This is a genomic window from Mesorhizobium sp. C416B (genome assembly GCF_030323165.1).
Classification (GTDB): domain Bacteria; phylum Pseudomonadota; class Alphaproteobacteria; order Rhizobiales; family Rhizobiaceae; genus Mesorhizobium.
This window is the reverse complement of sequence record NZ_CP100471.1, coordinates 2,471,350-2,482,989: the sequence shown is the minus strand read 5'-3', so window position 1 is coordinate 2,482,989 and position 11,640 is coordinate 2,471,350. Positions and strand designations below refer to the sequence as shown.

Here is an 11,640-nt window from a genome sequence, read left to right as displayed (position 1 = left end):
ATACTTGCTGTGAGTATAAGGGATGTCAACCCCGCGCCAGCGGCAATTTTGTCCCGGCGATGAGCCTATCGTCGAGAACGGCGTGGCGGAAACGGAAAAGCTTCGCTGGCCGGCCGCCGGTCTCGGTGGTGGCCTCTCCGGTCTCCTCGACCAGCTCCTGCTGTTCGATCAGTCGGCGAAAGTTCGGCTTGTGGATGAGCCTGCCGGCGAGCGCCTCCACGGTTCGCTGCAGCTGCAAAAGCGTGAAGACCGGCGGCATCAGCTCAAAGACGACTGGGCGGTATTTGATCTTGGAGCGCAGCCGCGCAATGCCGGTCGCCACGATGCGGCGATGATCGGCGACCATGGACTTGCTGGGCACCAGCGGCGGGGGTCCTGCGTCCCGCCCTCTTACGGCCTCTTGGACCAGGCCTGCTTCGTAGACTAACTCATAGCGTTGAAGCGTGAGTTCCTCGTTCCAAAGGCGGTCGTCGAAGCCAAAGGCTATCGTCGCCCGCTGCCAGCGTTCACGTCGCGTGGCCGAATCGCCAACCCCGTTTGCCCATTCGATCAGGCGCGGCCGCAGAACGTCCAGCACGACCGCAGGCGTGCCGGAGCGGTGGTCCTCCCATGGAAAATATTCATACCAACTCTGCCATCCGCACTTGGGCGAGCCCGCTGCCTGTTCCTTGCGCGTCAATGCCAGATAGCTGATGGAGATGACGCGCTGCTGGCGCTCGGCGCCGATGCGATCCCGATCCGCGAACGTGTAGAGTTGCTCAATGTACCCCAGCCGATGGCCGGTTTGCTGCTCGACCCACCCCCTCAAGCCGGATTGCAGCGATCGGTGCTCAAGCGCAAAGGGACCGGAGGGCAAGGTGTCCGCCTGGCCGATGGTGAGGACACAGGGTTGACTGCCGTTTACGGCGACCACAAAGGCGATCAAGTCCACTTTGACGTTGTCGGCCTTGCCGGCGGCTCTGTCTTTCCTGAGTCCTATTGCCTGATCGTCCATTATTTGGCCAACTCGGGGGCACCTTAATCGATTTAGTGTAAGCGTGCCAATTGGCACGTCAACACCCCGCAGCTGCATGGCCATTTTTTTGCTCTTCGCACCTGCACAAAAATGTGCCAAAGGCGACAGCCGCAGCTGGTAACGTAGGGGAAGGAGGGTCCCATGAGCGCTTATGGTGACACCAGGGCGATCACACCGCCGGATATTCGTTCGCGCAAAGGTGGGACGCCGCTCGTCTGCCTTACCGCCTACACCACCCCAGTCGCCCGGCTTGTCGATCCCCATTGTGATGTGGTGCTCGTCGGCGACAGCGTCGGCATGGTTCTCCACGGCCTGCCCTCGACGCTCGGTGTCACGCTGGAGATGATGATCACGCACGGCCAGGCGGTGCGCCGTGGCATCAAGCAGGCGCTGATGGTGGTCGACCTGCCGTTCGGTTCCTACGAGGAAAGCCCAGAGCAGGCTTTCCGCAATGCCGCGCGCGTCATGGCCGAGACCGGCTGCACGGCCGTCAAGCTCGAAGGCGGCGAAGCGATGGCAGAGACGATCGGCTTCCTCGCCGCACGCGGCGTGCCCGTCATGGCCCATGTCGGATTGACGCCGCAGGCCATCAACACCATCGGTGGATACCGCGTACAGGGCAGGGGCGGGGATGCCGAGCGCATCAGGCGCGACGCAATTGCGGTGGGCGAAGCGGGCGCCTTTGCGGTCGTCCTGGAGAAGGTTCCTGAGGCGCTCGCCCGCCGGATCACCAAGGAGGTGGCGACCCCGACCATTGGCATCGGTGCCTCGGCAGCCTGTGACGGCCAGATTCTCGTCGTCGACGACATGCTGGGCCTCTTCGGCGACTTCCGGCCCAAGTTCGTCAAGCGCTATGCTGAACTCCGGGAGGCGGCTGCGGCTGCGATCGCTTCCTATGCGCGCGAGGTGAAGGAGCGCCAGTTTCCCGCCGCAGAGCACGTGTTTGCCGATGCGCCCAAGCCCGCCGACACGGACGCCACCAAGAGCGGAGAAGCAGCGTGAGCGTGCCGATCGTCAGGAGCGTTGACCAGCTTCGCGAAAGCGTCGCCGCATGGCGCTGCGAAGGTGTGAGGATAGCCCTGGTGCCAACGATGGGCGTCCTGCATGAGGGCCATCTCAGCCTGGTGCGCGCTGCACTCGAGAAGGCAGACCGTGTGATAGTGACGCTCTTCGTCAACCCGAAGCAATTCAACAGCCAGGCCGATCTTGCCGCGTTTCCCCGCACCGAGGACGAGGATGCCGCCAAACTGGCACCGGTTGGCGCGCACCTGCTTTATGCGCCAGATGCAGAGGAGATGTATCCGGCGGGCTTCGCCACCACCGTTTCGGTTTGCGGTGTCAGCGAAGGCCTGTGCGGTACATTCCGGCCGGGGCATTTCGTCGGCGTGGCGACCGTCGTCGCCAAGCTCTTCCTGCAGACCAGCGCTGACTTCGGCTTCTTTGGCGAAAAGGACTTTCAGCAAATTCACCTGGTCAGGCGCATGGCCCGGGATCTGGATATTCCAATCACCATTGTTGCCTGTCCGACAGTCCGTGAAGCCGACGGTCTTGCGCTATCATCGCGCAATGTGCGGCTCTCGCCAGCGGAACGCGCTGTTGCTCCCAAGCTATCATCGGTCCTGCTCAAGACGGCTGAGCGGCTTGAGCGCGGCTCACCCATCCTGCCAACGCTTGCAGAATCTCGCGCAGCAATTCTGGCTGCAGGCTATCGCGAGGTCGAATACCTGGAACTTCGCGATGAGGCAGATCTGCACCCGATAACAAGCCTCGATCGACCGGCACGGTTGCTTGCCGCCGCCTGGCTCGGCGGCACACGGCTCATAGACAACGTCAGACTATTTCGGATTGGTTCAACAGATTAGCCACGTTCTCGGCACGCGCCGTATTCGTCCGGGATCATCTAAAACAAGGTCTCTGCCTGGCATTGAGCGTTACGGAGGTTACGCACAGGACACATGCATCGCGTGTTTGAGAACTTCGTCGAGCAACTGTCTGCAAGTGTTGATGCTGCCGATCTCTGTGAGGCAATGGCCTCCGCTGCAGCCGGCTTCGACTTCCCGCTATTCGCCTATTTCACCTACCCGTCAGCCTCCGGCGACGCCCCCCAATTGATTTCAAACTATCCTTCATCCTGGACGTCACGTTATCTGCAACAGCGGTACCACAGTCTCGATCCGGTCATCCTGCGCGGGCTGCAAGGCTGGGATACATTCGATTGGGGTGTGGATCGCGCTCGGCACGGTCTGCCGAATTCGCAGCAACAAATTCTAGAGAGTGCGGCTGAGTTTGGCATCTGCGGCGGCCTGACGATGTCCATGCATGATCATCTCGGCCGGTTTGCTGCCCTGACCTTTGCTTCCGACGAGTCCCGTCCGCCTCTGTTGCGGTCACTGGCACGTTACGAAAAAGCATTGCAGCTGGTGGCCATCAACTTTCATATCCATGTCCGGCGAAGGCTCGCCGATCATCGCGTGGTGGATGGTGTAACGCTCACCCCGCGGGAGTTCGAGTGTCTGAAATGGGCGGCGCGCGGCAAGTCGGCTTGGGATACTAGCCAGCTTCTCGGCGTCTCAAAGCGCACCGTGACCTTTCATCTGGAAAACGCCAAGGCAAAGTTTGGCGTTCGAACGATCAACCAAGCCGTTGCACGAATGGCTGCCTCCGGCCTGACGAGATCCTGATTCTCAGCCACGATACCTGTAAACCTCTACAGGCTGCATCGCTGTCAGCTTTGCCCTTCGATGGCGGGAACACATCCCACATGGAGGCGACCATGATGCAACTGATAGCACCAGACTTTTACAGTGATTTTGCAGGCGAGCTCAAAGAGATGCACGGGCTCAGGTTTCGGGTGTTCAAGGAAAGGCTCGATTGGGAAGTTGATACCGAAGACCAGATGGAATCCGATCCGTTTGATGCTCTCAAGCCTGTCTATCTGCTCCTCAAAGGATCCGACTGGCGAATTCGCGGTTGCGTGCGTCTTTTGCCCAGCACCGGACCCACAATGTTGCGCGACACCTTCCCGGTGCTGCTGGGTGCTGACGTCGTGCCCTCGACCACCGACATATGGGAGAGCAGTCGTTTCGCGCTCGATCTTCCTCCGTCGGCGCCCAAGGCAGCGGGCGGGCTGGCTCAGGCGACCTACGAGCTCTTCGCGGGCATGATCGAGTTCGGCTTGGCCAAGGATCTGACCCGGATCGTAACGGTGACGGACACGCGCATGGAGCGGATCCTCCGCCTTGCTACGTGGCCATTGTCGCGCATCGGAGAACCCAAGTGCGTCGGCAAAACGGAGGCGGTGGCTGGGTTTCTCGAGATTTCCCACGCGAGCCTTTTGCGCATCCGCAGCAGGGGACGTCTGAGCGGACCGGTACTGTGGCAACCGGTTCTAGGCCCGTCAGCATAGCGCCATTGTGGACACCTGTGCCATGAAGGATGCTGGTTTGCCCAAGGAAGCGACGGTCGGCCTTGTATGCTGGCCGGACTGGCGTCGCCAGGACGCTTACCACTACGCCAGACGATTGCCACGCACTGGCTGGGCCTGGGAGTTTCTTCGGCGCAATCCACAATTCCAGCGCGACCACGCCAAAATGGCACCGTCCGCCTGCTTCGTCGGAACCCAGGCCGACATGAAGATAATCGAGTTGACGACAGAATCAGCTTTCCTAAGACAATGGAGCCTCCTTTTTCGCGGACGCGCCACAGTCGGACGCTACATCGGCGAGGGTCTTTTGGGATCCGCGCGATTGCGCCTGTATTCTACGAGCGGCCGCGGAGCCGCTGGGGCTCGACCACGATTTTGAACCGCTTCACCTTTCTTCGCTCTCATGCTGCAAGGACATCCTGCTGACAGCTGCGGGCATGCAGCACGTGCTGCTGAGGGAGAACTGCCGGAGTCTGCAGATCGCCGTTTCCGGTGCGTCCGTCCTCCGCCCGTTGCGGCTATATGTCGACGCAATCCTTCAGCCGAAGCACCTCAAGTTCCATGTCGCTGCCCTTCAGTTCCTGAACGACATCAATGATTGCCGCCGCGTGTCAGCTGCTTGCTTTCCGCCGGAACACCGCGGAGCGCGTCTGCGTATTGTACTGCAGGCTTTGGATGGCTCGCTGGCGGGAGCATCTCATCAGGAGGTCGCCATTGCCTTGTTCGGGAGACGCCGTGTCGAAGAAGATTGGCGTCATCCAGGCGGCCATCTTCGCGATCAGGTACGTCGCGCCATCCAACGCGGCCGCTACCTGATGGGCGGCGGCTACAGACAGTTCCTGAGGTAATTGGAGTGGTTGCGATTGTCTTATACGAACGCGCAACCTCCATTTTCTCACTGCAATGGTGCGTTGCACAAAACGTGGCAAGCGCCTAGTTCTTCCGCGGCGAATCGGGTTTCGGCGAAACACCGGGACCCAACTTCGTCGATAAGTGCATTCATGACCTGAGGACCCCGATGACCGTTATGAACTCCGACAAAGCCGGCGCTGCAAGCCTTGAGACAATCGCGCGAAACGGCAGCATGCTGCGTCGCATAGCCGTACGCATTCCGACCTACCTGTCGGATATTCGCGAGAACCCGGCGTGGCTGCCCATGTTCATGTTAGCGCGCACCATGCCGGCACGGAGAATGCACTGGCGTGGTGCAAAGCCGGTCCGAAGGCCGCAAAGAGCCCAGGACACCATGTTTGCCGGTGTCAATTGCCACGACGTTATCGACGCGCTGCGGATGGATGGGCTTTTTCCCGGCCTTGTCCTGCCTGCAATGGTGGCTGAAGATGTAGCCGCATTCGCCAGGTGCACACCTTGTTTCGGCAATTTCGATCGCCGACTCGAGTTCATGCCGGCGGAGCATGCGGAGGCTGAGGCGCGATTTGGCCGTCCGTTGCTCAGCGGCCATTATTTCGAGCGCATTCTGGGCTGTAAGTCGGCCGTTGCCATCCAAAACGATCCGCTGCTCATGGATATCGCGGCGCACTATCTCGGCGGCCAGGCGACGCTGATCACGACGCGCGTCTGGTGGAGCTTCCCGACCGGCCAGGCGTCTGACGCGGACAAGAACCTGGCTTCGCTCGGCAAATACCACTTCGACCTGGACGACTGGCGGATGCTGAAGTTCTTTTTCTATCTGGTGCCCGTCGACGAGGGGACCGGCCCGCATATCTATGTTCGAGGCAGCCATGATCGCCGTGCCCTCAAGCACCAATTTACGCTTGTCGTCGGCCATCCAGCGCAAGAGATTCTGGACGTCTACGGCAAGCAGAGTCCGGTCACGCTGACCGGCATGGCCGGTTTCGGTTTCGTCGAGGATCCGTTCGGGTTCCATATGGGCACCGTGCCGTCGCACAGGCCACGGCTGATGATGGAAGTTGGCTTCGGCGTTTCTCCTCCATCGCGCCGCCGCTTCCATGGCGAGCCTGTGATCCGCTGATTTCGAAAAGTCCCGAAACAGCCTTCCCGTTGTGAGGGAAAGATAAGGCTATGCCGCCAATCGATCTGTTCCGGGCCAAAAGCGGTTGTCTGCACATGCCCTGAACTTGGCTGGTGCAATGAGTCTCGCCATTGCTCCAGCCAGCGCATCAGTGCCTGTTTAATCGAGGTTAGATGGCAGTGCGCCCAAGAGATCCTCCTCGATATCGCCTGCCGCGCGAAGCCTCAGATGCTCTTCGAAAACCTCCTTTACGGACCAAGTCGTCTCGGGTCTCCTTTGAGTGGCCGGAAGGTGGTGCACAGCCGTATCGTGCTTCGGGATCCTGAACGAAGGCGAGGGGCGGTTTGTTCCTCGCGGGGCGCATGCAGCGGTGCCGGCATGACAGCTTCGTCTTGGATCCCGATGCTCGGCAACGTCGGCGGTGAAGGCTCTGTCTAGGCGGCTTACGTGACTCCAATGCAGGAGATCGACCATCTCCTGTCGAGCACATTCGTTGGCGATCACCGTCGCGGCGCTACGGACGCCGCGGCGCCTGCGATCAATGCAGTTTGCCGACTAGCCGAGCGTATTCGGCTTCAGCCCTGCCATATGACCCATCTGCCAGCGCAATTAGACGCGCGCGATCAAGAATGACTACCTCTCCTCGCATTGAGCGTATCAGACCTTGGCCCTCCAAGGTTTGCAGCGCTATGGTGACGCCGGGCCGCCTGACACCGAGCATAACTGATAAGAACTCGTGCGTAATCGCAAAGCTGTTCCCGTCGACGCGATCATCACACATCACCAGCCATCTTGAGAGCCTGTCGACTATGTTCATCCGGGCATTGCTGAGCGCGGTGAAGCTTGCCTGGAGGTGAAAGTAGTGAACGTAGCGGAGCAGAAAGGTTCGCAAGGTTGGGCTTGTCAGAAGCGCCTTGGTGAAGAGGCCCGCGTCGATAACAAAGGCTCGGGCTTCTAATTGGACGTAACAATCGTGCGTTGACCGGTCATCGCCCATGATAAGCGCTGAGCCGGTCATGCCCTCACAACCAATGATTCCGATCTCAGCTTCGATACCAGGCCGCAGCTCGCCCACCACTGACCCGAGACCGCTCTCGAAGAAGTACACGGTGCTGATTGGTGACCCCGCCACTTCGAGATGCGTCTTCAGCCCAAGGGAGACGCTTTCGAAATGAGGTTGCAGCAATGCCAAATCTGCCGAGCACATTCGTAGCAGCAGCGAATTGCGATAGATCGAATTTTGGCCGGTGTCGCGTTGCGCGGCAGTGTGAGTTTGTGAACTGGAGTCTGTCATAGCTCCCTCTCCCTATTGGGGCGGAAGCATGTTGATCGCTCACAGCCGACGGACGCCCTTAGAGTTGCCGTCGATGGCACACTGTATGCCTGCCGACCGCGGATGTCCCATTTTTTAATCAATTACGTTAATCGGCCCGAGCCAAGCTTTGGCGCACCCGCTCTAACGCGGCATTCAGATGCTCCAGAAATTCGTCATCGCTTTTGGTCGCCAAGCCGACTTGTCGAGCGCGAGTTACAATGCGCTCCTGGAGTGAAACCGCTGTCTCATAGTGGTCCACGATCATCTGAAATGAAGCGCTCATTGGGGCGGATTGAAAGGGCTGTGCCATAGCACAACCCTAGCTCCACGAGGATGAGAGTTCCATGCCGGCCGCCGCTTGGGTAACAATCGTACAATATACCCAAGACTGACCGCGCTCTTTGGTTATCCTCCCAGAAATCCGGTAGCCTTGCGTGGCGCAGCTTCTCTTCGCTCTTCGACCTCCTGACCCGGCCGACCAGTCCCGGCTTCAGCCATTCCGCCTTGTCCTTCTTATGCTCATTCGGGACCGGGACGCCGACCTCGCCCTGCACACGATCCCACAGCGTTTGCCTTTTGTCGGCCTTGACGGCTAACATCGCCCGCCCTTGTAGGACCGCTTTCAGCCATGATCACCTCGGGGGCTGAACGAAGCGCGTGGTTGTCGACTCTGTCGGTCGTCGCAGACGCTTACGGAGGCCTCACCGCAGAGGGAGATGCGCACTCCGGCTCGACGACGGCTGTCGAAAATCAGACTGATGTGGATGCACTACCATCGATCGGCACTAAGATTCTCGACCTCGGCAATAAGCTCCTCTGTACAGCAAGCGACCTTCCTGCCTCGCAATATCAAAAGTCAAACCCCGCCGCAGATGCATATGCCTGGCAGCACGCGTCGGTCTTTGGCCGCGCATCTGCCAAACCGAAATCAAGTAGCCCGCCATCGCGCGACCCTCAACGCGATCTTGATCATTGCAGTGGGGCAATAACTTATCTCTTTGGAGCTTGGTGGTGATATATAGGCGCCCAAGCCAGCGCTAATATTGCATGGAGCTAAAATGCCCGCTAAGATTTCTTGGGTGTTGGCTGGCGGGTGTTTGATGCGGTTTCATCGTCTAGGCGCGGTCGCTCTGGGTCTGGCGTCCTTCATCAGCAGCGCTCATGGCCAAGAATCCTGCGACCCTAACTACACAGGCGCCTGTGTTCCAATCGCCAGCGATGTCGACTGTTCCTCCGGAAAGGGCAATGGTCCCGCATACGTACACGGGCCGGTCTCTGTCGTAGGCACCGATATCTATGATCTTGACCGAGACGGCGACGGAATAGGTTGCGAAAACGGCTAGAGGAGGAAAGTCGCCCTCCAACTTCATGACGGCACCAGCCCATCCGCTGTTGATGGTAACGGTCACCTCCGAGTTGAGGGTGAGCAACGTTCCCAGCCATTTGCATCAAATATCAGGACCTCGTAAATGCGACTTATGGCGACTCTGCGGTACGACGGTCGAACACCTTCCACGTCTCAACCGTCTCCTGCCTTACGTTTTGTCAATTGGTAGCTGATTGTAGAATGTGCCAGTAACTGGGATGCTCATCTCGTTCCACATGCGCGAGCCCTGATGCGCGTCAGTTATTTTTACTCTCCGGTCACGATTGAGACCACTGGCCCGGGCGATGTTCCCCGAGAAGAACAAAGAGGTAGATGGTGCCGGCATGGTCCCACCAATGCTCTCCCCTTGTGAACGGCATCCAAACTTTTCGGCGGGCTTGAACAGCGGCCACCTTTGGCGGCTGTCGAGGGCTGATGATAGATTCCATTCCAGCTCTTTCTAATGTGCCGTCCGAACAGTGAACGAAAGTAGAACATATAGTTCAAGCGCGAATCGACTGTGAGAGGGATGAGCTCCAATTTGGGTCATGCCTGACGCTGGTGGAAGACGAAATTGCGGTGGCGACTGGAAGCTCAGCGATGCACCAAATGGAACTGGGCAGCTGGTGCTGTCCGCTGCGGCGCTATGACGTCAGACGATGGTATCTGCCGAATGACCTGGGGAATCTTCGGGGACGTCGAGGCCGACGTGGTCGGAAGCAAACTGAGTTGCGGGCGATGCGGCAGGAACGAGTATATGCAAGCTGAGATGCCTGTCGCTGTCTCCGCGTTCCAGGCCGACGTTCTCTGCATTCGGAGGCCTGGTGAGCGATACGGGTGCGCCTGAGTGTCAATGGCGCATTTAGCAACGGCCTGGTACACGATTCACCGCGGTGCGAGCTGATCGAAACTGGCTTGGTCGATTGCATCGTAATAGCGCCGCCCACGAGGAAAGATTTTTCTATCGTTTGCGGTCGGGGTCGCATGACGCGATTGTCGGACGCAACAAGCCAGCTTGGCAATAGGCAGAGGCTGTCCACACTGTACTCCCTAATGCCAATCCATACCTAACGAGACCGCCATGCCGTCACCTCCAGATTTCACCGACGATTTTCGCGCCGAGCTGATCACGCTGCTGCGCTGGCGCAGGGATGTGCGGCGCTTCGAGCCGACGGCTCTGCCAGAGGGTACGCTGGAACGCCTGCTCGAGCTCGCCAGCATTGCGCCCTCCGTTGGCCTCAGCCAGCCCTGGCGCTTCGTAGTCGTCGAGAGCCTCAAGCGGCGCACTGCCGTGAGAGACTGCTTCGAGCGCTGCAATGCTGAGGCGCTCACGCGCTTTTCGGGAGAGCGCGCCGCACTCTATGCCCGGCTGAAGCTTGCCGGGCTCGACGAGGCGCCCTGTCAATTCGCGGTCTTCGCCGACCGCACGACCCGACAAGGCCATGGGCTCGGTCGCATGACCATGGCGGCGACCATCGACTATTCGGCCGTCATGGCAGTGCACACACTGTGGGTGGCGGCGCGGGCGGAGGGCATCGGCATGGGCTGGGTGTCGATCCTCGATGCGACCGAGATGGCCGAAATTCTCGACACGCCGCCCGAATGGACGCTGATCGGCTATTTCTGCCTTGGCTATGCCAGCGAGGAGCACGACATGCCGACCTTGGAACGCGAATGCTGGGAACATCGGCGGCCGCCGGTGGTGATCAGGCGATAGTGGGGCTGCTCATCATTCGCCTCTTCCCTGGCGATGAGCTTGACGCAGATCGGGTCGCCCTTCGCCACATTGCCATTCCAACCGAAGCCGAGGTTCGTGTTCTTGCAAAGGCCAGGAAAGAGCAGCATGACAAGCGCGACCGCAGCGAAGATGGCGCTTGCGACAACCGGGCTGAAGCCGGGCATGGAGGTGGTCGACCTCTGTTGCGGGGCGGCTGTGCCGATCGCCACGATCACCCGCCATGTCGTCGCACTACGCCGACCAGCTGGAGGCCGCGCAGCGCCGGCTGACCGGCGCCGGCGCGACCAATTGCGAATTCGTCGCCGGCTACGCGCTACGAACTCGCTACTCTGGTGTCACGCCCCGTGAGTCTTCACGGCCAACGCCTTCGACGGCGTCCCGGACCGACCGCGGCTGGCACGTGCCGTGCGCGAGGCGCTCGCCCCCGGCGGACATTTGTTATCGTCAACTGACACCGGCAGCCGCGCGAGACGACGACGGTCCTGAAGCGAACTCAGGCTGTCGCCAAGACAGACCATCGCCGATGCCCAAGTCGGCGGCACCATGCTCCTAGATGCCGACTGCCTGACAAGGGGCCGCAGGCCCGTCGTCCGTCCACTGTCCAAGGCCTCCTGGCCTTTCCGAGGCCGTGATCCTGCCGCGGGTGTGAGTCTGCGATCCTCATAAGAGCGTCAGGCGCGAATAGAAGTTTGGGTCGTGGCTCCACAGCGGCCGACCTATCCATCGGGTGGATGGTAGTTATCACAACAATCAATTTTACCAATATTATGGAATTCTACTACAAGGCCG

At 59.9% G+C, this 11,640-nt stretch carries 12 protein-coding genes; 9 read left to right on the top strand and 3 right to left on the bottom strand.

Going from position 1 to position 11,640, the window contains the following annotated elements:
• Positions 1 to 25: 25 nt before the first annotated feature.
• Positions 26 to 994 carry an NUDIX hydrolase gene (locus NLY43_RS12200; protein ID WP_023673634.1) on the bottom strand — a complete coding sequence of 323 codons (969 nt, stop codon included), beginning with the start codon at positions 992 to 994 and terminating at the stop codon, positions 26 to 28.
• A 162-nt stretch (positions 995 to 1,156) separates the two neighbouring features.
• Here NLY43_RS12200 and panB point away from each other — a divergent pair, with 162 nt between their 5' ends.
• From panB to NLY43_RS12170, 7 genes are all read left to right on the top strand, one after another.
• Positions 1,157 to 2,017 (top strand): 3-methyl-2-oxobutanoate hydroxymethyltransferase, encoded by an 861-nt coding sequence (gene panB / locus NLY43_RS12195; RefSeq protein ID WP_023707031.1) that lies wholly within the window; start codon positions 1,157 to 1,159, stop codon positions 2,015 to 2,017.
• Complete coding sequence (gene panC / locus NLY43_RS12190) at positions 2,014 to 2,877, top strand: pantoate--beta-alanine ligase (RefSeq protein WP_023713013.1); 864 nt, start codon at positions 2,014 to 2,016, stop codon at positions 2,875 to 2,877. Before panB ends, panC begins: the two co-directional genes overlap by 4 nt.
• Before the next feature lie 93 nt (positions 2,878 to 2,970).
• Complete coding sequence (locus NLY43_RS12185) at positions 2,971 to 3,696, top strand: LuxR family transcriptional regulator (protein WP_023673631.1); 726 nt, start codon at positions 2,971 to 2,973, stop codon at positions 3,694 to 3,696.
• A gap of 92 nt (positions 3,697 to 3,788) precedes the next feature.
• Complete coding sequence (locus tag NLY43_RS12180; RefSeq protein WP_023707030.1) at positions 3,789 to 4,421, top strand: acyl-homoserine-lactone synthase; 633 nt, start codon at positions 3,789 to 3,791, stop codon at positions 4,419 to 4,421.
• Positions 4,422 to 4,443: 22 nt separating this feature from the next.
• On the top strand, positions 4,444 to 4,818 hold the full coding sequence (locus NLY43_RS32490) for a transcriptional regulator domain-containing protein (protein ID WP_352461172.1): 375 nt from the start codon (positions 4,444 to 4,446) through the stop codon (positions 4,816 to 4,818).
• Between the two features lie 58 nt (positions 4,819 to 4,876).
• A complete protein-coding gene (locus NLY43_RS12175) occupies positions 4,877 to 5,287 on the top strand; it encodes a DUF2285 domain-containing protein (protein ID WP_023713010.1) in 411 nt (136 codons plus the stop codon).
• A gap of 179 nt (positions 5,288 to 5,466) precedes the next feature.
• Positions 5,467 to 6,432 (top strand): hypothetical protein, encoded by a 966-nt coding sequence (locus NLY43_RS12170; RefSeq protein WP_023713801.1) that lies wholly within the window; start codon positions 5,467 to 5,469, stop codon positions 6,430 to 6,432.
• A 538-nt stretch (positions 6,433 to 6,970) separates the two neighbouring features.
• Here NLY43_RS12170 and NLY43_RS12165 read toward each other — a convergent pair.
• Both NLY43_RS12165 and NLY43_RS12160 read right to left on the bottom strand, forming a co-directional pair.
• Positions 6,971 to 7,726 carry a Crp/Fnr family transcriptional regulator gene (locus NLY43_RS12165; RefSeq protein WP_023731597.1) on the bottom strand — a complete coding sequence of 252 codons (756 nt, stop codon included), beginning with the start codon at positions 7,724 to 7,726 and terminating at the stop codon, positions 6,971 to 6,973.
• A 1,136-nt stretch (positions 7,727 to 8,862) separates the two neighbouring features.
• Complete coding sequence (locus NLY43_RS12160; protein WP_023707027.1) at positions 8,863 to 9,177, bottom strand: hypothetical protein; 315 nt, start codon at positions 9,175 to 9,177, stop codon at positions 8,863 to 8,865.
• A 1,017-nt stretch (positions 9,178 to 10,194) separates the two neighbouring features.
• On the opposite strand from NLY43_RS12160, the gene bluB reads away from it, so the two are divergent.
• Positions 10,195 to 10,830 carry a 5,6-dimethylbenzimidazole synthase gene (bluB, locus tag NLY43_RS12155; RefSeq protein ID WP_023713007.1) on the top strand — a complete coding sequence of 212 codons (636 nt, stop codon included), beginning with the start codon at positions 10,195 to 10,197 and terminating at the stop codon, positions 10,828 to 10,830.
• Between the two features lie 126 nt (positions 10,831 to 10,956).
• Positions 10,957 to 11,199 carry a hypothetical protein gene (locus NLY43_RS12150; protein ID WP_198025552.1) on the top strand — a complete coding sequence of 81 codons (243 nt, stop codon included), beginning with the start codon at positions 10,957 to 10,959 and terminating at the stop codon, positions 11,197 to 11,199.
• Positions 11,200 to 11,640 lie beyond the last annotated feature (441 nt).